We start from the raw sequence: 20,231 nt of genomic DNA on the forward strand, positions 1-20,231 counted from the left end.
AATACGGAGGATGGACTTATGACGTCGACGTCCGTGGCCAATTACGTTTTGGCAGCTCTCATTTTTTCTCTGGTTGCTACGGGCAACACCTCAGCAAAATCGCAATCGATGCCTGAGGATGAAGCCAACGCGATCGCGACTAACGCCTACATTTATTTTTATCCCATCGTCACGATGGACGTTACGCGCAAGCAATTGACGAACCTGAAGCCTGACTCCGGTTCGTATGGTGGACCGCCTAACTGGTTCGCGAACGTCCGCGCGTATCCTAAAGCGGAAGACAGGGGCGTCGTGCGGCCCAATTTCGATACGCTTTATTCCAGCGCATGGCTCGATCTCAGCAAGGAGCCCGTCGTTATATCGGTTCCAGATACCGACGGCCGTTATTACCTGCTTCCCATGCTCGATATGTGGACGGACGTGTTTGCATCGCCGGGTTGGCGGACCACAGGCACCGAAGCTGCAAATTTCCTCATTGCACCGCCAGGGTGGCGGCCGGATCTGCGGGATCGGTTTGCGGAAGAATTCAAGCTGCCGGAAGGCACGCAGCGGATCGACGCGCTGACGCCTCATGTCTGGGTCATCGGACGCACCAAGACGGACGGCCCCTCGGATTACGAGGCCGTCCACAAAATTCAGGACGGCTTTAAGGTCACGCCTCTGACGCAGTGGGGCAGAGAGACAAAAGTGCCGGAACATAAGATCGATCAAAGCGTCGACATGAAAACGCCGCCAAAGGAGCAGGTCGATACGATGCCCGCCGGCAAGTACTTTGCCTATGCTGCCGAGCTGCTGAAGGAAAACCCACCCCATGGCACGGACCAGCCGATCCTGGCGCGGATGAAACGGCTGGGTATCGAACCCGGCAAGAGCTTCGACATTGCGAACGTTGATCCCGTCATCAGAACGGCGTTGGAGAACGCTCCGAAGGCTGCACGGCAGTTGATGGATTGGAAGTTGCCGACGCTTGCCCGGGTAGCCAATCATTGGTCGTTGAACACTGACACGATGGGCGTCTATGGGAATTACTACCTGAAGCGCGCAATCGTGACTCAGCTCGGTCTCGGCGCCAATGTGCCGGAGGATGCGATCTATCCGCTCAGCCTGGGCGATAGCGAGGGCAAGCCCCTCGACGGCAGTAACGCCTACGTTCTGCATTTCGACAAGGCGGATATCCCGCCGGTCGATGCGTTCTGGTCAGTAACCCTTTACGACAAGGAGGGCTTTCAGGTCGCCAACAGTCTAAATAGGTTCGCCATTTCGAGCTGGATGCCATTACAGCGGAATGCCGATGGATCTCTCGATCTGTATTTCCAGCGCGAGAACCCCGGCAAGGACAAGGAAACAAACTGGCTGCCGGCACCAGAAGGGCCGTTCAACCTGACGATGCGTCTGTATGCGCCGAAGACGAAAGCACTGACGGGCGAATGGACGCCGCCCGCGATCAAGAAGATGGATGCGATTCCCAGTCTTGCGATTCAGTGAGGCAGAGTCGGGACGCTGTGACTTCAATGGTCACAGTGTCCCGTTGCGGCGTGAAGTCAGCTTTGCACGGGCCACTGCTCGGCAGATCTGGAGATATTCAGTTACTCGGGACCTAAGACCTTTTTGACGCGATCGCGGAGAAAGAGTCCGACAGATAGACCCAAGCCGATGATGCTGATGAGCGCGAGCCAGTACGACGTGTTCGTGGCTTCACCGCTCGCAGCGGAAACAATGCGCTCCTCCACATTTTCAAGCGTTTCACCGATCAGATACTCGGCGTCGAGTGTGCCGTCAGGCGTCACGGTACCAACAGCGATCACGGGACCGCCAGGCACAAAACCGCGAAAGCGTCGTGCACGGGTCCACGTTCCCGGAGGTTCCGTTGTTCTTGCTCGGGTGTGGTCCCATTCCGAAATCACGGGATCGTTTGACCAACTTACGCGGGGCGAGAAAGTGTAGTTGGGTCGCGCAAGGCGCATTGCCCCAGTGGATGTGTCGATGCGGAATGTCTTTTTCCAGCTGGTTTCCTCTTGCCAGGTTCTGGTTTGGTGTCTGCCACTACCGTGGTAGGACTCTTCCACGTAGGCGACAAAGTGCTGGAATATCGGTTCTTCATCACGCGCGATCGTTCCTGTTAGCACGGCCCGTGTGCCTGATGGCTGTCCGACTGCATCCGGCAGGGCTGCCAGATCGCTTTTTACGGTTTCGGCCTTCGATGTCACTCCGTAGTGATCGGCCGCCGAGCCCGCGAGAATGATCAGGAACATCAGCGCAAACATTCCGTAAGCAATCAGATCATTACCGAGGTTATCCGTGAGGCGGTCCCAAGTGCCTACTCCGGAAGAATTGTCAGGTGCTGATTGTCCGGGATCGCGACTTTGCATCGTCCTGCGGCTTTGGAGGTAGAGTGTTTCGTTACGCTCCTTATACGCCTTTTTTCTTCTTTTGCGTGCCGGCAGGTCGAGAATTAGCGTGGGACGTGTTTAGCGCCACGGCGGCGCGAATGAGTGCCCTCAGTGCCTTTTCGTCAATCTTGTCGCCTTCGTGGATATCGATGGCACGCCTCGCATTGCCTTCGAGGCTGGCGTTGAAGAGGCCTGAAGGGTCATTGAGGGAAGCGCCCTTGGCGAAGGTCAGCTTCACCTTATCCTTATAGGTTTCGCCGGTGCAGATGATGCCGGTGTGCTCCCACACCGGAACGCCATTCGGGTTCGACGGCTTCCGCCATTTCACCTCTTCGACGATTTCGGGATCGGCCTTTTTGATGACGCTGCGCACGCGCGCGAGCATCGCGCCGCGCCAGTCGTCGAGCGCTTCGATTTTAGCGTCGATGAGTTGGGAGGGGGAGGGTGTGGCGGTTGATTGCGTTGGGGTGGGTTTGTTTTTTGTCATCATTATTATCGGTTCTTGACGGTTGCGGTCTGCACCCTTCCACACTGTATTGCGCGCCTTTGTGTCGGTCCTTGATTCCGGCTAGCGGGTTCTCGCTCACTCGATGGCGTGGTTTCCTCTTGGGGGCGCAGCTGACCTCCAATCTACTCAAACAATCCGCTGCCCAACGTGATTATTGGATAGCAATTAGTGGTTCACGCCCGGGCTAAACAAGTCGTCGTGCTTGTCAGGTTTACGATACGAGCCAAGCAAAGCGGAGAGAGCGTTGTCGTCAAGAGGAGGGCCCAGATCAACGTCGTTGAACTTCAAAACTCGCAACACCCGGCCAGTGCGACGTTGCCCCTTCGGGTAAGCTAGTTGCACCAGAATCGTATCAATTATTTCTGGATCCAGCCGCTTCGAATGAACGTGGCGCCAGAACTGCGCATCATAAATCCTGAAGAAACGGTCGTGATTGAGGTGGTCTTTTCCTTTCCACGGGCGCTTCTCGTCCTTCATATCCCAATTCGGCGAAGTGACCTTCAAAGAGGCCAGCTCTACTTCCCATTCTATCTCCCGAGTCGTCGCTTCGAGGGGAACAACGGCCACATGCATCAGAGCAAAATCCTTTCGTCTGATTGGGAACGACGGTGTCTCATCGAACCCAATGCCCAACACTTTTGGATCGCTCGCTAGCGCCTGATAAAATTCGTTCCGCGCCGAGTAGGCTTCTTGAAATCTCTCTGGGGTCACGCCAACCCGTCGCAGCGCGCGGACGTCTGTAGTCAAGAACGACTTGGTTGAATCAACGACAATGCGGCTCATCAATTCGTCACAAGCAGCATCGTGTCGGTCGCTGTCGGGCTCTAAGGGCGCTGTTCCTTCCTCCAGAAGCTCCTTGAGCTGAATTCCGACCTGTTCCGCATAATAGGCTGGCTCATGGCCAGTAAGTCCGCGAATGAAGGCTTTCCCGACATCGCTTTCTGAGAGTGTCCAAGCAATACCGTAGCCAGCTATTAAAATGACCCCTAGCCGGGCAAGGAAGGTGCCCTCTTCAGGGGGAAAGACAACAAACTCGTATTGGAGTTCTCCTCCGAAAATCTGTTCGTTGAGCGAGTCAACAATTGTTCGGGTCCGGCTAGCCGTCTCAACGAAAGTATCAAAGGGGATGTAATGTTCAGGCACGTCGAAATGTATCGGGATTATCCCAATCGGCGCTTCTTTGGGAGTGCTTGTCCGTTCGGGCAAGATGGGCCTCGCTCGAGCTTGATGAACGAAAACTCTGGAGCCCTGTAAACCGGGCACGCAAAATTTGTCGGGGCCCCTCAATCAACAGATGATTGTCAGCAAACGGCAAATCCAGCAAGATTTAAACCTATTTTTAGGTTCGCAATTGCGAGAGAGGCGCTGTTCCCACGCGTACTGCACCCCATTAGGTCGGCAATGGGTCAAGAGCGGACTCTCCAATTTGACCGTCAAATTGGAAAGAATACGCGCACCTTTTCCCTGACCACTTGCTCGCCTAGTGTAAAAAGCCTAACGCTTCGGACGCACGATGGCATCAATTTCGATGCCGATTTCGTCGGCGACCATGTCCGCGTATGAGGTCATCTTGAATGCGCTGCGAGAGATTTTGGTCTTCCCAACGAACCGCTTTCTGCCCTTGCTGTATTTGAGCGCCGGGTTCTCGTGCTTCGTGAGCGTGACGTCGAGCGTGACGGGTTTCGTGATCCCGTTGATGGTCATGTCACCGGTGATCTGGGCTGTGTCCGCGTCCGTGGACTTCACCGATCGGCTGCGGAAGGTGAGCGTCGGCGCGGCCTTGGCGTTGAAAAACTCCGCGCCCTTCAGCGTATCGTCGATGATCGGCTGTCCGGTTTCGACGCTTGCCGTGGCGATCTTGGCAAAGACCTGGCTCTTCTGCGGCGCGCGCTCGTCAAACTCCAGGTTTCCCTCAACGCGGCTGAACCGGCCGCGCTGCGTCGCGAAGGCCATCACGTAGGAGAACCGCACCTCGGTGCGCTTGCTGTCGATGATGTAGTTTTCGGCTTGAGCAAATTGGACCGGCACAAATGCCATCGCAATGGCCGGCAGCGTGGCTTTCCACGCATGAGGTTTTCGCATTCCATTTCCCCCGATCCGAACGGTGATCGCGGCGCATTGTCAGCGCTTTCCCTCATCCCGGATCGGGGTTTACATGCGTGGTTTGTCGAAATTGTTGCATGCCGAAGGTTTTGAGTTGCCGTCGTTCGCACGGCTCACAAATTGGCGATTCACATCTTTTCGCCGGGCAGCTTACTCGCTTGCTTTATCCAATCGATGAGTTGCGCTTCGTCGAGTTCGTCGTGCTCGTAGATGTCGAGATAGCGTACGTCCTTTTGCTTGGATGTGCCCGGTGGCGTGGGCTTCAGAGACGCGCCGCGGAAGAACGCCACTTTGATGTACTTCGTGAAGCAGTGAAAGCTGAGGAACCAGCCTTCGCCTTCGACGCCATAGAACGGCGAGTTCCATTTGACGGCTTTGCTCACGTTAGGGACGGCGCTTTCGATCAGCGCGTCGAGGCGATGGCCCACGTCGCTTTTCCAGCCCGGCATGGCCGCGATGTAAGCCTGGACCGGTGCATCACCATAGCCCTTGGCGATTTGCGGATTGCCGCCTGACAGCAGGACGACTTCGCCGGGCTTCGGTTTCGGCATCGCCTTGGGCGGTTTGGTCGTTTTCTTGGCTGCTGGCTTCTTCGCGGCCGTCGCTGATTTCTTGGGTGTCTTGTCAGCCATCCGCGATCATCCCTGCCCGACGGTTTGCCCTTCGCGGCGCCACTTAGCGGCATATGGGGCCGCGAACATATACAGGCCGGTCAACAGAAGCAGGAACAGCGGCGGCAGCGGCATGTAGACCACGAAGGCGGGAGGCTCGCCCAGCCCTATGGCGACGAAGTTGGCGATGACGGTCGCCGTGAAGATGATGGACACCCAGCGATGAAATTGCCGAATCCAATTGTTCCGGGTCATGCGAAGCTCCTTTTGATTGTGAGGCACCTGTTTGGCGGCGGCATTCATTTCAAGCCAACTGACTTCAGTCCGTCCTCGCCAAAACTTGCTCCAAGTTCGCGAAGAACTTCTGCCACCCGGCTTGAGCGCCGCCGAAAGCCTGCTTCTGATCCGGCCGGAAGCCCGACTGCTCCATGCGCAGCAGGGTGCCTGAGCTTGTGGGGGTGAGTGTAAAGGTCACCACGCTCTTGAGATTGTAGGCCGCATCGTCGTGCGCAAAATTCCAGGTGTATGACAACGCCTTGTTCGGCTCGATGGCGAGGACTTCGCAGTCCAGCACCCCGCCCCAGTCCCCGCGAAGATTGAACTGGTGACCAACGACCGGATTGAAGTCGTTCTTCATGAGCCATTCCTCAATCAGGTGCGGTTGCGTGAGCGCGCGCCAGATCTTTTCCGGCGGATGGGGGATCTCACGTTCGACAGCGACAGAACGCGTTTCGGTCATTGATCCATCCTTCTCAGTAAGTCTTCGAGGTCGTCGAACCGGCTCTCCCAGAATCCAGCCATCTGGCTTGTCCAGTCGATCAGTGGGGCCAACGCTTCAACCTGGGCGCTGTAATGCGTTTGGCGGCCTTCATGGCGGTCATGCACCAGGCCGGCCTGCTTCAGGATTGCAAGATGCTTTGAGACGGCCGGTTGTGAGATTCCCGCGTGTGCCGTCAGCGCCCCGACGGTCTGCTCTCCGTTGCGGCACAACCGCTCGAAGATGGCCCGCCGCGTCGGATCGGCGAGCGTTTTGAAGAGCTGGTCGGGAGCGTTCGACATTGATATCCATAACTCAGCGGTTATGGATTGACGTATAACCGTTGGATTATACGTGAGTCAAACGGGTGCTCGGAGCGGCACTCCCTACATCGCGGCATCGCGGAGCGGACGCAGCGGTGCGGCTGTGACGTCGAGCTTTCTCTGGAGGCGTTCGGCAACCAATATCATCGCGCGTTCCGCCAGCGCGGTAATCGTCAAGAGCGGGCTGACGCCGATCGCGGATGGGGCGGCTGCGCCGTCGCATACGTAAAGCCCATCGTGAACACCTGTGGGTCCCTTTGCCGGGTCAAATACCCGACCGTCGTGTGCGACGACGCCGTTCTCCACCGTGTCACCCATTCCACATCCGCCGAGGGGGTGGGCTATGATCCGGTTGCCGCCGAAAGCCCTCATCGTAAACGGATTGGGGCTGAATACGCCTCCGACGCCTTCGATCAACGCCTTGACCTTCTGCTCCGCTCTTTGGCGTTCCGGTGCGCTGCTGTAGCCTGGCCAGTCGACGATTACGCGGTCGTTTTGAAGTTTCAGGCGGCCGCTGGCGTCGTCATGCGCGACGACGTAGAGGAGCTGTGTCCGGCTCATTTCGTTGCCGTAAATGCCGTCCTTGAGAAGCTTACGGGCACGCGTGATGTTCAGTTGCAGCAAATTCTTGACGGGGGCGAGCCCGGCCATGACGGTCAACATGGTACCGTCGTGAATCCACAACGGCCCATCATCGTCGCCGAGATCGATCAGCGCCATGCTGTGAGGTCCAACCGTTGCGGCTCCTCGTGGTGCCTGAGACGGGAAGCCCGTGGCAATGGCATTGACCGGTTCGTCAAGGCCGCTCGCGATGACGAGGTCGTCTCCGTTCGCTGAAAAATTCTCACCCAGCTTTGCCGAAAGTTTGAGGCCATGCTCCTGCGCGCGCAAAAGCAATTCCGTGGTGCCCAGCGTGCCGGCAGCGAGAACGACGATCGGCGCCTCGATGCGCCTGGGCGCGCAAGCGTTTTCGCCGGACAGATCCTGGACAACGACCGCCCAGCCGTTTGCTGCCTTGGAGATCATCTGGACACGGCTCTCGCAAAGGACCGTCGCTCCATGGTCCACCGCATCGGCAATGTAGGTGATGCCAACGGTGTTCTTCGCACCTACGTTGCACCCCGACCAGCAGTCTCCGCAGTACTTGCAGGCGTACTGCATGACGCCCGCAGCGTTCGGTCCGGGACGATGCGAGATCGTCATGGGCGGCAACTGAACCTTGCAGCCGACAGCTTCGGCCGCCCGGCGCATCCCGGCATATTTGGCAAAGCGCTGCGGATGAGGGACTGGCGCGACGCCCAGCATCGTCTCTGCTCTGGAAAGCCCTTCGCGCAGAAGTCCGTCGCCGATGACCGCCTCAGGCCAGCCGGCCTTGCGCAATCTGTTCAGATCGGGTCGCAGAACAACGCCGGCGTTGATCAGCGATCCACCGCCGAGCCCAGATGCGCCGAACACGGTCAGTCCTTTGCCAACGGAGAGGTAGTACAGGCCCGTGGGATCACCGAGTCTCGGTGCGCGGCCTGTTAACCGTGTCGTCTTGCGCCGCGCCTTGGCCGTGATCGGAAAGTCGCCGGGACGCCAAAGTCGCCCCTGTTCCAGGATCACCACGCGCAGCCCCATGCGCGCGAGGCGGGATGCGGCGACGCCGCCGCCGTAGCCAGAACCGATGACGACCGCATCGTAGGCTGGCATCGCATCGCCGATTGTTCTGTTTGCAAAGACCATGAACCGCGTGATCCGTCTTCGGAAAGAACTCGTTCGTCCCTTCCACAAGTAGTTCACGGAGACGCGGATGCCCACCAGTGCGAGCGAATTTGACTAATAGCTTTGTTTTGAGTGGACAAAAATAAACCGTTACCCGGGATATTTTCCGGAACTGCCGACTTAGTACGGAGCGGGCTCGTACTGGGCTGGCCCTTTAGCGCACACCGAGCTTTTTCTGAAGGCTGGAGGACGATGTGGTGTATTGGAACAGCAGCTTCTTATCCGGGTAGATGATGTGGTGTGCTTGCTGTGCCATCAACGCGGCTTCGTGGAAGCCGGACAGGATCAGCTTCAGTTTGCCCGGATAGGAGTTGATATCGCCGATGGCGAAGATGCCCGGCTCGTTCGTCTCGAACTTTTCCGTATCAACCGGAATAAGGTTTTCTTCGAGATTGAGGCCCCAGTCCGCAACGGGACCGAGCTTCATCGTCAAACCGAAGAAGGGCAGCATCGTATCGACGTCGAGACGTTCTTCGCCTTCCTTGGTTTTGATTGTGACGCCTTCAAGCCGGCCGCCGCTGCCTTGTAACGCGGTGACCTGTCCAATTCGCAGCTGCATTTGATCGCCGGCCACCAGCTCGCGCATTTTGGCGACCGAATGCGGCGCGCCGCGGAATTCGTCGCGCCGATGCAAAAGCGTCAGGCTTTTCGCGATCGGCTGAAGGTTTAGGGTCCAGTCGAGCGCAGAATCTCCGCCGCCAACGATGAGAATCTTGCGGTCGCGGAAGTCCTCCATTCGGCGAACAGAGTAGTGGACGGATGTTCCTTCATAGCCTTCGATCCCTTCCAGTGGCGGGCGCTTAGGCGTGAAGGACCCGCCACCAGCGGCGATAACGACCACCTTGGCGAGAAAGCGATTGCCGATATCCGTCTTAAGTAAGAAGCGCCCATCGGGCTGACGCGTTAGCTCGTCGATGCGCTGACCGAAATGGAAGGTCGGTTCGAACGGCTTGATCTGCTCAAGCAGACGGTCGGTCAACTCCTGCCCGGTAACGATCGGAAGGGCAGGAATGTCGTAAATTGGCTTTTCCGGATAGAGCTCGGCACACTGTCCCCCGGGCTTGTCCAGGATGTCGATGACATGCGCACGAATGTCGAGAAGTCCGAGCTCGAAAACAGCAAACAGGCCGACCGGACCAGCGCCGATGATCACGACATCGGTTTCGATCAATTCGTTCGCGGCCGACGTATCAATTGCAGCCATGTCTTGCTCGTTCTCTTCAATAGCCTAGCGAAGCAGGGCGCCCCGGTGTCACATCGCAGATGAGATCAAAATTGCTTGGCGGGGACAGAAAGCACAAGTCCATCCAATGCATCCGTCACCTTTATTTGACAGCTCAGGCGGCTCGACTCGCGGACATCGAAGGCGAAGTCGAGCATATCCTCTTCCATCTCCGAAGGTGCGCCAACCTGCTCGCGCCAATCGTCAGAAACGTAGACATGGCAGGTCGCGCAGGCGCAGGCTCCACCGCATTCAGCCTCAATTCCAGGCACGCCGTTCAGTTTGGCTGCCTCCATCACCGTGGTTCCCGGCGTCGCCTCGACGACCTGAGTGCTGCCATCGGGCTGGATGAACGTAATTTTCGCCATAACCGGGCACGGGCTCCATTCGGTTTAAGACTGAGGATCACACGGATGCGCGCCGCTCCTGTCGCCACACGCAACCAGCGGACGGGTAACAGCGCAAATAAGCTTGGGAAGACTTGCTCCACACTTAACGGCCGATGGCCCTGACATCAAGTCCAACGACGGCCGGCGCGGCGGCATGGCGCGCTGCTGAGCGGTGTGATTTTTACGGTCTATGTGCGCTGAGGAAGGCCGCAACGGCTTGAGCCTCGCGCTCGATGACCACGAAGGCTTTATGGCGACTGTCCGGATCGGAAGGGTCAGAAATCGATTCAGCGGCTTGAGCGGAATCTGCAAGTGATCCAGCACCGACCGTCCGTGCCGAACCTTTCAAGGTATGGGCGGCGCGTAGCCACTCCTGCGCCGTTTCGGCACTTTTCAGTTTGCCGAGAGATGTTTCGAGTTGTGCAACAAACAACTCAAGTATTTCTTTTTGAAGATCTGCATCGCCGAGCGTGTAACGCTGCAAAAATGCGAGATCTATCGCTGGGGAGGGTGTGTCATCCAAAGGAGACATAGACGCTCAGCCTCTCATTCGCTTCCACTTCGGTGCAGGGTTGGGAGGCCTTCAAGCGGACCATCAATTTAGAGGAGCATGCCGCGTGTTTGGTAACTTCTGGTAAACGAGATTGCGCAATTTTGGGTGCTCTGGTGTAGATTTCATTAACTGTGGGTCTGCTCCAAGGAGTCGTGGATAATCTTGGTTTTGCCCAAAATTCCTCCTAGACTCAAACTTTAACGGGGTGTGTGAGTGGGGCGTTCTTCAGGTGCATGGCGAGATTCGTCTGCGTACAACCACGACAAGCTGTTTGAGCCTGTCTGGCTGATTGACTATCCTGCTTCGTGAGGGATTGCTGAGGGACTGCGATTCCATTCGGACGGGCGGATGGCAAAAGACAAGCAAAATAACCTCAAGGGTTCAGGCGCGGCAAAGGCCGACGCCGGCAAACCACGCTCATCAAGCCTAGAGGCGCGATTGGCTACGGTGAGTTCGGCTACGGTTGGCAATACTGCCGTATCCCTGCCGCCGCCTCTGCCCATTCCAACCGGGGAGTTCAACCCCGGTGAAACTAAGGATGTTTCCGACTCGCCTATGACCAATTCAGTTTCCGCAGCGGCGGCGAAATCCGAAACATCTCTGCCAAAGAATTCTCCATCCGAGGGCGACGACGCGCCGGCGAAGCCGCCGCTTCCGCCGCCACTCCAGGATGCGCCTGACGCATCCAGCTCGGCTGCGCCAAAGCGGGAGGATCCGGAGACGGCTCCTCGCCGGCGTGCTGCGCGCCGGCGCCCCGCTGGTCCCGTCCGTGGCCGTATGGCGGCCAACGATGATGCGCCGTCTATCGGCGGGCTTATCTTCGCACTCCAGCAGACGCCATCATCAAAGCCCTTCAAGTACGCGACCATCGCAAGTGTCGTATGGGTCGTGTTGGGAACGGCGTTCCTTTGGTTGACGCTGTCAGCAGACCTTGACCAAGGTGAGACGCTGCTGCGCGTGCTCTCCAAGCCCACAACCTTCCTGATGCTTACGGCTGTAGCGGTTCCGATCGCCGTAATCTGGTTCCTCGCGCTTTTGGCGTGGCGCTCAGAGGAATTGCGTTTGCGCTCCTCAACCATGGCGGAAGTGGCGGTGCGGCTTGCCGAACCCGACCGCATGGCTGAGCAATCGGTAGCGTCGTTGGGGCAGGCTGTGCGCCGGCAGGTCTCCTTCATGAACGACGCCGTGAGCCGTGCTCTGGGCCGCGCTGGTGAATTGGAAGCGCTTGTCCATAACGAAGTTACGGCTCTGGAGCGCTCTTACGAAGAGAACGAACAGAAAATTCGTGGTTTGATCAACGAGTTGTCCAGCGAGCGCGGTGCGCTTGTTCGCACGGGGGACGACTTTGCGGTGACCTTGCGGGCCCTGGGTTCTGAGGTTCCAGCTCTGATTGAGAGCCTTTCGGCACAGCAGACAAAGCTTGCTTCGATCATCCAGGGTGCAGGAGAAAACCTGACGAGTCTCGAATCGTCCCTGGCCCAAAGTGCAGGCAAGTTGGAAACTTCGCTTGGTGCCCGTGCAGAAGAAGTTAAGGGTGTCATCGGTCAGTATACGACCGCTCTTGATAGCGCGCTGACGTCACGAACGGAGCAGCTTCAGGAAGTTCTCGCAGAGCACTCCAAGGAGCTTGGAGCCACGTTGGGCACGCGTTCGGAGGAAATCCGCGGCGCGTTGGAGCATCATACGGACAAGCTCGGCAGTACCCTCGGCGACACCAGCCAAAAAATGCAGGGTATGCTGGAGGACTACACGGCTGGTCTTGCTGCCGCGTTGGGCTCGCGTACTGAGCAGATGCAGCAGGCTTTCGACGATTACATGTCATCGCTCGACGAGTCGATTGCGACAAGGACCGACAATCTCCAGGCGGTGTTTGAGGAATACGCGCGTGCGCTGGACACGACGCTTTCAAATCGCGCCCAGGCTCTCGACACGCAGCTTGTTCAACGTACACGCGCATTGGACAATGCGTTCAATGAGCGCCTGCGCTTGTTTGACGAGTCCGTCATGCGCAGTACGTCAGCCATCGACGAGGCGGTGGGTGAACGTGCTCATGCACTGACAACTGCGCTCGATGCGCACGCCAAAACGTTCCGCGAAACGATCTCCCGGCAATCGGCCGACTTCGACGACTCGCTGGCCCAAGGCATTAACGCTGTTCGCCGTTCGAGCGAGAACATCACGCGCCAGTCTCTCAAGGCGATCGAGGGGCTCGCGAACCAGTCGGATCTCCTCAAGAACGTATCGGAGAATCTGCTCGGCCAGATCAACACGGTTACCAATCGCTTCGAAAACCAGGGCCAATCCATTATGCGTGCGGCCAATGCGTTGGAGAGTGCGAACCACAAGATCGATTCCACGCTGCAGCTGCGGCACACGGAGCTTTCCGATACGCTCGATCGTCTATCAGGGAAAGCTGACGAATTCTCCAACTTCATCGAAGGCTACTCGACGACGCTCGTCGGCTCACTCAATGAAGCCGATGCCCGCGCCCGAGAAACTGCGGAGCAATTGCGCAAGGGTACGGAGACCCAACAGCGCGCTGCCATGGAGGACATTCGGCGCTTCAAGGCCGAAGCTGACGCAGAAAGCACGCGCGCGCTGCAGGACCTTCGCAAGCGCTTTTCGACAGTCTCTCGCGAAGTCACCTCACATCTCGGCAACCTGTCAACGCAGTTCGATGTGAGCTCCGAGAAATTGCGGGAACGCGCGCAGCAAGCCACGCAGGCTATCGAGGAAGAACAGGCGCGTTTACAAGCGGAACTCGCCAGCATTCCCACGAGCACAAAAGAGAGTGCGGAGGCTATGCGCCGGGCGCTGCAAGACCAGCTGCGTGCCCTCGAGCAATTGTCTCAGCTCACGACGCGAGAAGCCTCTCAGCGCGACGTCTCGACACCGCAAAATGCCGCCCGGCCCGGTGAAGCTGGGGGAGAACGTCGGCTCGCTTCAGAGCGCCAACTTTCGAGCCTTACGTCGAGCCTCGCGCGAGAAATGCAATCACAAGTTCAAACCGCGCATACCCCGGCTCAGGGCCATTCGCAACAGCCTGGCGGTCCTGCCCGGCAAGGCGGTGGTGCAAACCTCCCCGTAGCTACAGGTTCTTCGCCTTCACAGTATGATGCTGGGGGCGATCGCTGGGCTCTAGGAGATCTGCTCAAGCGCGCTTCGGTAGAAGAAGAAGCTAGCGCACCTCATGAGGCTGCCCCGGTCGCACCTCGCAGCGGCCCTGTGCTTCCAGATGTCGAACTGATGGTGCACGCAATCGACCCGGCAACCGCGTCAGCCATCTGGCAACGTTTGCGCGCCGGCCAGCGCGGCATCATGGTACCGAGCATGTACAATGGCGCTGCGCGGTCTGCATTCGATGAGCTGTCTCGCCGCTACCATTCCGACGCGGAGCTACAGCAAGCCGTGAGCCGGTTCCTGGTAGACTTCGAGCGCACGCTGCGCGACGCCGAACAGCGTGATCCCAGCGGGCGGCTTTTGCAAAGCCATCTCGTCTCTGAGATGGGCCGGGTGTATCTATTCCTTGGTCATGCGAGCGGGCGGCTGGGTTAAGTCCGTTGCCGTAATCGCGTCTCTGCTTCAGCTGGACCCAATTCGGATTTCCTAGCCTCATGGCGGACAATGGCAAGCTTCGCATTAATGCCGCAGCAGAGGATTGGCGGCTTGCGCAAGCATTCGTCATCTCACGCGGCGCTAAAACCGAAGCGCGTGTCATCGTTGCCCATATTAGTGACGGCGAGGTCTGCGGGCGCGGTGAGGCCGTGCCTTATGCGCGCTACGGAGAAGACGTCGAAGCATCACTTAATCTGATCAAGTCGTGTCATGCTCGCAGTCGCGAAGAGCTACAATCCGCGATGCCAGCGGGCGCAGCGCGTAATGCGTTAGATTGTGCTTTCTGGGATTTTGAAGCCAAACGTGCGGGCGTTGCTGTCTCCGAATTGGCTGGCGTGCCCGAGGTTCGGCCGGTGGAGACAGCCTACACGCTGTCGCTGGACAGCCCGTCTGCGATGGCGGAGCAAGCCCGACGCGTGGCGCATCTGAATATTCTCAAGCTCAAGTTGGGTGCAGATGGTGACGCTGAGCGCATGCGCGCCGTGCGTGACGCTCGACCTGACGCCCGCATGATCATCGATGCGAACGAGGGATGGGCTGTTGACGCGCTCTCCGGCTTGATGGCCGTTGCGGCGGATGTCGGCGTTGAGTTGATCGAGCAGCCGTTGCCAGCGGGTCGCGATAACGTTCTGAGCCAGGTTCAACGACCCGTGGCTGTTTGCGCTGATGAAAGCGCGCTGACATCTTCCGATCTCGGCCGACTTGTCGGATGCTACGACGCGGTCAATATCAAACTCGACAAGGCCGGGGGACTTACCGAAGCGTTGACGATGCGAGATGCCGCCCGCGCAAAGCGTTTCAAGATTATGGTCGGATCAATGGTGGCGACGTCGTTGGCCGTGGCTCCTGCCCTGATCCTTGCGCAAGGGGCAGATTGGGTCGATCTCGATGGCCCCTTGCTCCTGGCCGAAGACCGGCCGCACGGACTTGCCATTCGCGATGGTTGGATCACGCCCGCGTCTCCCGATTTGTGGGGCTGATGATCACGCTTTTTGGATGTGGAGCTCAATGACATAGCCACCACGCCAGAGACGTGCCATCGCCAAAGCGGCTATGAGCCCGAGCGCCGCAAGGCCAGCCATTCCGAGATAAGCGCCACCGGCGAAGCGCTCATAGAGAACACCAGAGATGAGTGTCGCGATGGCCATTGCGAGCCCCATGCCCACGCTCGCATAAAGCGCCTGTGCCGTACCTGCCAATTTTTCGGGTACCGCTTGCGACATGAAGTGAATGGCAGCGATATGGGCGGCCCCGAATGTCATGCCATGAAGAAGTTGCAGCGGGAAAAGCGCCCAAAGCGGCGGATCAACACTCATGGCGGTCCATCGGATGACGGCGCTGGCGGCTGCCGTGATGAGAAGGCCACGAATGCCGATCCAGGCAACGACGCGACCTGAAAAGGCGAAGAGCACCACTTCCGCGATTACGCCCAATGCCCAGAGCGCTCCTATGATCAGCGGCGTAATACCCTGGCTTGTCCAGTGGAGGGTCGCGAAGGTGTAATAGGTTGCATGAGCGGCCTGAACAGTGCCTCCTGCTATGAGGAACAACACGAAGAGTGGTGTCACAGCCAGTCGTGCGGCCATGCCTAAGCTCAAGGCGTGTGTGCCTTCGCTTTGCGACATATCGCGATCCGCTCTGGGAAGAAAATGCGCCGCTATCAACGTTATTGCGAACGCTGCCGCCAGCATCCAAACCACACTGGAGCTACCTGTTCGGGCAATGACTTCCGCTGCGCCGACGTTTGCCACGACGAACGTCAGCGATCCCCACAAACGCACGCGGCCATAGTCGTAACCTGTCGTCTTCATGCCGTGCAGTGCGATCACTTCGGTCAGCGGCATGGTGGTCGTCATCGCTATCGAGGCCGCAACGGCGAAGATCAATATCGGCCAGAACCCCGACGTCTGGCTTAGTGCCAACGTCGCAGCCACGCCGATCCAGGCGAGCATTATGATGGTCCGGCGATGGTTTGCTGTCCGGTCCGCATAGAACGCGACAGCTGGCGTCACGAGGTCACGCAGAATGTAGGGCGTGGCTGTAATGATCGCGATCTGGCCGACGCTGAGGCCTTGCCCCTTCAGCCACAACGGCATGTAAGGGAGATATACGCCGTAGATGAGAAAGAGGGCTCCGAAGAAAACGGAGACGCGCACCGCATAGCCGGTGGACAGGTGAGGTGGAGTTTGCGGTTTGGGCTTTGCAGGACGGTGCATGCTTACAATGTGAGGTGTCGCGGGCGATCCGTCCAAATCGGATAACGTTCCAGATTAAACGGCCCGATTTGTAATTAATGTAAAAAGCCGGCCCGGAGTATCTCCGAACCGGCTTTCTTTGCCGAGGTGCGGCCTTTTCGGCGCTCCCAGCCTCCCCCGTCAGCCCCCATCAGATCTACGTTGGCGATCTGAAACTGACGCTGGTTAATCTGCTGGATTGTGCGGGAGATTCAAGTCTAACTGCACAGTTAGTGTCAAAGCGGTTGGGCGGCGATGCAAACAGGTCACATGCAGGTGCGCGTGCCAAGGGCGTGCATGTGGTCAAGCGGGCCTGATCCGTGCCCCAGCTTTTGCTGCGTAGCGCTTTCCAGCGCATGCCAGACAAACTCTTTCGCACATCCTACCGCGCTTCTGAGGTCTTGCCCCATCGCAAGATAGGCTGTGATGGCTGCAGACAGGGTGCATCCAGTGCCGTGGGTGTTTTGCGTTATGAGGCGCGGCCGCTCGAAGATCTGGCAGCCTGCTTTATCGACCAATAGATCGATCGCGACGTCGCCGCTGCCGTGACCACCTTTAATCAGCACAGCGCCGCAGCCGAGCTTCAAGAGCCGGCGGGCCTGATCTTCAACGGCATGGATGTCTTCAACCGGCTGTTCTTGAAGTAAATCGGCCGCTTCAATCAGGTTCGGCGTCAGCAGATCCACGCGCGGGATTAGCTCTTCGCGTAGCGCTGCGATTGCGTCGGCTGCAAGTAATCGATCGCCGCTCGTCGCCACCATGACAGGATCAAGGACAATGGGATGAAGCCGGTAGGTCTCAATCGCGGCGGCGACGGTCTTGATGATTTCCGCGTTGGCCAACATTCCGATCTTGCTGGCATTGACCTTCAAGTCATCAAGGACGGCGGCAATCTGCGCTTTGAGGAACTCGACCGGCGTTGTGTGAACTCCTCGAACACCAACGGTGTTTTGTGCGGTAAGCGCAGTAATCGCAGAAGCGCCGTAAACCCCAAGAACGGTGAAGGTCTTCAGGTCGGCCTGTATGCCGGCGCCCCCGGAACTATCAGATCCTGCAATCGTCAGAGCGACGGCCGGCGTCTTAGCGTGGTCGATCAATTCTCCAAGCTCTTCTTCATGATGTCATGCTGCAACGAATCCGGCGTTGCCCACGCTTCCACCTGTGCAAGCCAAGGGAATGTTTCAAGCATCCATTGACCGAAGAAATTCATGGAGCCAGTTAGGAACAGGACGCCGGTGAGCACTAATAGCACACCCATTCCTTTTTCAACGACGCCAAGATGGCGACGAAAGCGCTGCATGAATGACAGGAATGGTCGGATCGCGACGGCTGCCAGGATGAACGGCACGCCAAGCCCTAGCGAATAAGCCAGAAGTAGACTGACCCCGGCACCAAGTGTCCCTTCATTGGCGGCGACCGCGAGGACAGTTGCCAGAATAGGGCCGACGCATGGGGTCCAGCCAAAGGCGAATGCCAGTCCAATCAGATAGGCGCCAAGGAAACTCGCGCCTGTCATTTCTGCATGGTAGCGCTTTTCAGCGTACAGGAACGGGATTTTGAAAATGCCGAGAAAATGAAGCCCGAAGAGAATGATCACCACACCGGCGATCATCGATAGCGTGCTCTTATGTGCCTGGATGAGCTGACCAAAAACCGATGCGCCGGCGCCCAAGCCGACAAAAACGGTGGTGAACCCCAGAACAAAGAATATCGAGGCTGCCACGACGCGACGCCACACCCGAGCTTCCAGGCCTTTTTCCGCCGTCATCTGATCGATGGTTGTGCCACCGAGATACCCAAGGTAAGGCGGCACAAGCGGCAGGACGCATGGACTTAGGAAGCTGACAAGGCCCGCAAGGGCAACGCCCAGATAGATGTGTAGGTCGGCAAACATCCCGCACCATTCTCCCCGATCGCTCGATTATCTGAGCAACTGCAATAAATCCGCCGGCCCTCACAACGTGTTCAGCGGTCGCAAGCTTATGTATGCGGCGCGAGACGGGCGCAACACTGCGCCCATCACTTCGCCGGGAGTTGTGCGTGAGTTTGGACCTTTCGGTCGTAACTCACGGTGTGCCCATTGGGTCTTAGCGCCTGACGGATGGTGTTTCGATCGGCAGTCCCTGACCGCGCCAAGCCAAGTAAAGCTCCAGATTGACGTACTCGTCGGAGCCGCGGTCGAAAGCTTTGGACCGCACCTGTTCGTTGCAGCCACGGAAACGACGATGAAGCGTCCCGGGCTTTTGCCACTTCAGCCGGTAGGTTGGAAAGCCGTTGGACTGCCCCTGGCTCAGGGTCTCTGCGCGGATGTGCTGGCCGTAGTTGCCCTCGTGGCAATGTTTGCAAGCCATGTCGAGCTGGCCACGCCGCTGATAGTAGAACTCTTTGCCTTTTTCGAAGAAGGGGGCTGCGGGCCCATCGATCTTGACGTCCACCGGCATGCCGCGCGATTGCGACTTAACGTGGATCATCATGCCGATCATCTGATCGCTTTCCCACTTGTAGGGCTTTGCCTTCATATTGTTTTCGCGGCAGTAGTTGATGCGCTGTTCGAGCACCATCATCTTCTTCCACGGTTCGAAGTAGACGGGATAGCGCGCGCCCACACCTTTCATGGATTGCGCTGCGTCGTCGTGGCAGCTGGCGCAGGATTTACCTGCTTCGCCTTCGACTTTGCTCCACTCTTCCTCGCCGATGGCCTGCCAGGGTCCCGACGGATTTGCGAACTCGTCGTCCTGCATTTCCTGCGTCGTTTCCGATGCCCATTTTTTTCCGGACCAGAGCTCTTTTAGCGGATTGTCCTTAGACGCTGGCTTAACCGCCTCGGTCACCCCATCCGCTGCGGACAGCGCGCCAACACCCGCAAAGCTTGCTGCCACTAAGATCGCTACCGGAAGTGCAATTGATTTGAAAATATTCATCTTCGTTATCCTCCCACAGCTCACATCGGTCTGTGTGTCATTGTCACTTCAGCGTTTTCAGGAACGCCACAACGTCTTCAACCTGTTGAGCGTTGAAGATCGCCAAGCCCTGACAATCTGGGTGAACACGCGTGAAACCGGAGTTCTTGTGAAAGGCCGGCATGATGGTGTCGGGGAACGCCGTCTTTGGGTCGACAACCAGCATGCGTAGTTCGCCCTCGGTGTAGCGGTTAGCTACGCCGTCTAACGGAGGGCCGATTTCTCCGTGAATGCCGAGAGGCATGGATGATGTCTTGCCATTCAGAGCCGTGACCTTAATGCTCGGGGTCTTTTCGGCCATGGCCAAGACCTTGGAGATCTTGTGGCAGGCGAGGCAGTTACCCAGTCGCCGATGCGCCATCCATCCCAGACCTTTATCGGCATCGCCCGTCTTCCCATCGAGCGGTTCGTTGATTGCCTTTTCGAGCGTTTCGCCCTTGCTGATTTTATATGTTGCGACCTCGGAGGGTTCGCCATCCTGGCAACGGTCTTTAGCCTTCGGTGGTGCCTTTGCTTCGCTCTTTGCCGCAGCAGCCGGTGCATCCTTAGCTGCGGTTGGCGCAGTCTGTGCCGATGCTGGAATGGCGAATCCAAACATCGCCGCGGCCAGCACGGCCATTGCAATACGTACCATTCGGCAATCCTCCCCTTTATCCCTGCGCACTTTGGCGCCGACGTTTTCCTATATATCCAACGAAACCTGCCGAAAATCCATTGGCAGATCGTCAATCGGGCATAACGGCGGTCTGTGATTGGCGTGGGGGTGAGTTTAGCCGTATTTCAGTGTTGCACAATTCTATTG

Annotated in this window: 20 protein-coding genes; 3 read left to right on the forward strand and 17 right to left on the reverse strand. The window is 58.0% G+C overall.

The features are described from left to right. The first annotated feature begins 18 nt into the window (after window positions 1-18). The gene (locus K5845_RS07925; RefSeq protein WP_502814128.1) at window positions 19-1,485 is read left to right on the forward strand and encodes a DUF1254 domain-containing protein; all 1,467 of its coding nucleotides are present in this window, start codon (window positions 19-21) and stop codon (window positions 1,483-1,485) included. A gap of 101 nt (window positions 1,486-1,586) precedes the next feature. Here K5845_RS07925 and K5845_RS07930 read toward each other — a convergent pair whose 3' ends face one another. From K5845_RS07930 to K5845_RS07985, 12 genes are all read right to left on the reverse strand, one after another. After that, window positions 1,587-2,369 (reverse strand): hypothetical protein, encoded by a 783-nt coding sequence (locus K5845_RS07930; protein WP_287958746.1) that lies wholly within the window; start codon window positions 2,367-2,369, stop codon window positions 1,587-1,589. A 40-nt stretch (window positions 2,370-2,409) separates the two neighbouring features. Next, window positions 2,410-2,880 carry a DUF1801 domain-containing protein gene (locus K5845_RS07935; RefSeq protein ID WP_287958747.1) on the reverse strand — a complete coding sequence of 157 codons (471 nt, stop codon included), beginning with the start codon at window positions 2,878-2,880 and terminating at the stop codon, window positions 2,410-2,412. Between the two features lie 183 nt (window positions 2,881-3,063). Next, window positions 3,064-4,104 (reverse strand): hypothetical protein, encoded by a 1,041-nt coding sequence (locus K5845_RS07940; RefSeq protein WP_287958748.1) that lies wholly within the window; start codon window positions 4,102-4,104, stop codon window positions 3,064-3,066. Between the two features lie 288 nt (window positions 4,105-4,392). Continuing rightward, the gene (locus tag K5845_RS07945; protein WP_287958749.1) at window positions 4,393-4,980 is read right to left on the reverse strand and encodes a YceI family protein; all 588 of its coding nucleotides are present in this window, start codon (window positions 4,978-4,980) and stop codon (window positions 4,393-4,395) included. A 149-nt stretch (window positions 4,981-5,129) separates the two neighbouring features. Next, on the reverse strand, window positions 5,130-5,633 hold the full coding sequence (locus K5845_RS07950; protein ID WP_287958750.1) for a DUF1801 domain-containing protein: 504 nt from the start codon (window positions 5,631-5,633) through the stop codon (window positions 5,130-5,132). Window positions 5,634-5,639: 6 nt separating this feature from the next. Further along, complete coding sequence (locus K5845_RS07955; RefSeq protein ID WP_287958751.1) at window positions 5,640-5,867, reverse strand: hypothetical protein; 228 nt, start codon at window positions 5,865-5,867, stop codon at window positions 5,640-5,642. A 64-nt stretch (window positions 5,868-5,931) separates the two neighbouring features. Continuing rightward, a complete protein-coding gene (locus K5845_RS07960) occupies window positions 5,932-6,351 on the reverse strand; it encodes an SRPBCC family protein (protein ID WP_287958752.1) in 420 nt (139 codons plus the stop codon). After that, window positions 6,348-6,671, reverse strand: a complete 324-nt coding sequence (locus K5845_RS07965; RefSeq protein WP_046478698.1) for an ArsR/SmtB family transcription factor — start codon at window positions 6,669-6,671, stop codon at window positions 6,348-6,350. The genes K5845_RS07960 and K5845_RS07965 overlap by 4 nt, the downstream gene beginning before the upstream one ends. Window positions 6,672-6,755: 84 nt before the next feature. Beyond that, complete coding sequence (locus K5845_RS07970) at window positions 6,756-8,417, reverse strand: GMC family oxidoreductase N-terminal domain-containing protein (RefSeq protein ID WP_287958753.1); 1,662 nt, start codon at window positions 8,415-8,417, stop codon at window positions 6,756-6,758. Between the two features lie 193 nt (window positions 8,418-8,610). Next, complete coding sequence (locus K5845_RS07975) at window positions 8,611-9,660, reverse strand: NAD(P)/FAD-dependent oxidoreductase (protein ID WP_287958754.1); 1,050 nt, start codon at window positions 9,658-9,660, stop codon at window positions 8,611-8,613. A gap of 65 nt (window positions 9,661-9,725) precedes the next feature. After that, window positions 9,726-10,046, reverse strand: coding sequence for a 2Fe-2S iron-sulfur cluster-binding protein (locus K5845_RS07980; protein ID WP_046478704.1), 321 nt, complete (start codon window positions 10,044-10,046; stop codon window positions 9,726-9,728). A gap of 202 nt (window positions 10,047-10,248) precedes the next feature. Then, the gene (locus K5845_RS07985; RefSeq protein WP_287958755.1) at window positions 10,249-10,599 is read right to left on the reverse strand and encodes an Hpt domain-containing protein; all 351 of its coding nucleotides are present in this window, start codon (window positions 10,597-10,599) and stop codon (window positions 10,249-10,251) included. Window positions 10,600-10,968: 369 nt separating this feature from the next. Here K5845_RS07985 and K5845_RS07990 point away from each other — a divergent pair, with 369 nt between their 5' ends. Next, the gene (locus tag K5845_RS07990) at window positions 10,969-14,175 is read left to right on the forward strand and encodes an apolipoprotein A1/A4/E domain-containing protein (protein WP_052743941.1); all 3,207 of its coding nucleotides are present in this window, start codon (window positions 10,969-10,971) and stop codon (window positions 14,173-14,175) included. 59 nt (window positions 14,176-14,234) lie between these two features. Further along, window positions 14,235-15,215 carry an N-acetyl-D-Glu racemase DgcA gene (dgcA, locus tag K5845_RS07995; RefSeq protein WP_287958756.1) on the forward strand — a complete coding sequence of 327 codons (981 nt, stop codon included), beginning with the start codon at window positions 14,235-14,237 and terminating at the stop codon, window positions 15,213-15,215. A 3-nt stretch (window positions 15,216-15,218) separates the two neighbouring features. On the opposite strand, the gene K5845_RS08000 is transcribed toward dgcA, so the two are convergent. From K5845_RS08000 to K5845_RS08020, 5 genes are all read right to left on the reverse strand, one after another. Further along, complete coding sequence (locus tag K5845_RS08000) at window positions 15,219-16,487, reverse strand: MFS transporter (RefSeq protein WP_287958757.1); 1,269 nt, start codon at window positions 16,485-16,487, stop codon at window positions 15,219-15,221. Window positions 16,488-16,735: 248 nt separating this feature from the next. Next, window positions 16,736-17,566, reverse strand: a complete 831-nt coding sequence (gene thiD, locus K5845_RS08005; RefSeq protein ID WP_244464928.1) for a bifunctional hydroxymethylpyrimidine kinase/phosphomethylpyrimidine kinase — start codon at window positions 17,564-17,566, stop codon at window positions 16,736-16,738. After that, window positions 17,563-18,363: a cytochrome c biogenesis CcdA family protein gene (locus tag K5845_RS08010; protein ID WP_046478717.1), complete on the reverse strand. Its 801-nt coding sequence runs from the start codon at window positions 18,361-18,363 to the stop codon at window positions 17,563-17,565. Before K5845_RS08010 ends, thiD begins: the two co-directional genes overlap by 4 nt. Window positions 18,364-18,556: 193 nt before the next feature. Next, window positions 18,557-19,390 (reverse strand): sulfur oxidation c-type cytochrome SoxA, encoded by an 834-nt coding sequence (gene soxA, locus K5845_RS08015; protein WP_046478720.1) that lies wholly within the window; start codon window positions 19,388-19,390, stop codon window positions 18,557-18,559. A 43-nt stretch (window positions 19,391-19,433) separates the two neighbouring features. Beyond that, window positions 19,434-20,063, reverse strand: a complete 630-nt coding sequence (locus K5845_RS08020) for a c-type cytochrome (RefSeq protein WP_052743940.1) — start codon at window positions 20,061-20,063, stop codon at window positions 19,434-19,436. Between the last annotated feature and the right edge of the window lie 168 nt (window positions 20,064-20,231).

The organism is Filomicrobium sp., from assembly GCF_025698805.1.
GTDB lineage: Bacteria > Pseudomonadota > Alphaproteobacteria > Rhizobiales > Hyphomicrobiaceae > Filomicrobium > Filomicrobium insigne.

What these genes read in the sequence shown, in the direction of transcription:
- K5845_RS07925 (WP_502814128.1), top strand. Translation starts at nt 19, where the DNA reads ATGACGTCGACGTCCGTGGCCAATTACGTTTTGGCAGCTCTCATTTTT.
- K5845_RS07930 (WP_287958746.1), bottom strand. Translation starts at nt 2,369, where the DNA reads ATGCAAAGTCGCGATCCCGGACAATCAGCACCTGACAATTCTTCCGGA.
- K5845_RS07935 (WP_287958747.1), bottom strand. Translation starts at nt 2,880, where the DNA reads ATGATGACAAAAAACAAACCCACCCCAACGCAATCAACCGCCACACCC.
- K5845_RS07945 (WP_287958749.1), bottom strand. Translation starts at nt 4,980, where the DNA reads ATGCGAAAACCTCATGCGTGGAAAGCCACGCTGCCGGCCATTGCGATG.
- K5845_RS07950 (WP_287958750.1), bottom strand. Translation starts at nt 5,633, where the DNA reads ATGGCTGACAAGACACCCAAGAAATCAGCGACGGCCGCGAAGAAGCCA.
- K5845_RS07955 (WP_287958751.1), bottom strand. Translation starts at nt 5,867, where the DNA reads ATGACCCGGAACAATTGGATTCGGCAATTTCATCGCTGGGTGTCCATC.
- K5845_RS07960 (WP_287958752.1), bottom strand. Translation starts at nt 6,351, where the DNA reads ATGACCGAAACGCGTTCTGTCGCTGTCGAACGTGAGATCCCCCATCCG.
- K5845_RS07965 (WP_046478698.1), bottom strand. Translation starts at nt 6,671, where the DNA reads ATGTCGAACGCTCCCGACCAGCTCTTCAAAACGCTCGCCGATCCGACG.
- K5845_RS07970 (WP_287958753.1), bottom strand. Translation starts at nt 8,417, where the DNA reads ATGGTCTTTGCAAACAGAACAATCGGCGATGCGATGCCAGCCTACGAT.
- K5845_RS07975 (WP_287958754.1), bottom strand. Translation starts at nt 9,660, where the DNA reads ATGGCTGCAATTGATACGTCGGCCGCGAACGAATTGATCGAAACCGAT.
- K5845_RS07980 (WP_046478704.1), bottom strand. Translation starts at nt 10,046, where the DNA reads ATGGCGAAAATTACGTTCATCCAGCCCGATGGCAGCACTCAGGTCGTC.
- K5845_RS07985 (WP_287958755.1), bottom strand. Translation starts at nt 10,599, where the DNA reads ATGTCTCCTTTGGATGACACACCCTCCCCAGCGATAGATCTCGCATTT.
- K5845_RS07990 (WP_052743941.1), top strand. Translation starts at nt 10,969, where the DNA reads ATGGCAAAAGACAAGCAAAATAACCTCAAGGGTTCAGGCGCGGCAAAG.
- dgcA (WP_287958756.1), top strand. Translation starts at nt 14,235, where the DNA reads ATGGCGGACAATGGCAAGCTTCGCATTAATGCCGCAGCAGAGGATTGG.
- K5845_RS08010 (WP_046478717.1), bottom strand. Translation starts at nt 18,363, where the DNA reads ATGTTTGCCGACCTACACATCTATCTGGGCGTTGCCCTTGCGGGCCTT.
- soxA (WP_046478720.1), bottom strand. Translation starts at nt 19,390, where the DNA reads ATGAATATTTTCAAATCAATTGCACTTCCGGTAGCGATCTTAGTGGCA.
- K5845_RS08020 (WP_052743940.1), bottom strand. Translation starts at nt 20,063, where the DNA reads ATGGTACGTATTGCAATGGCCGTGCTGGCCGCGGCGATGTTTGGATTC.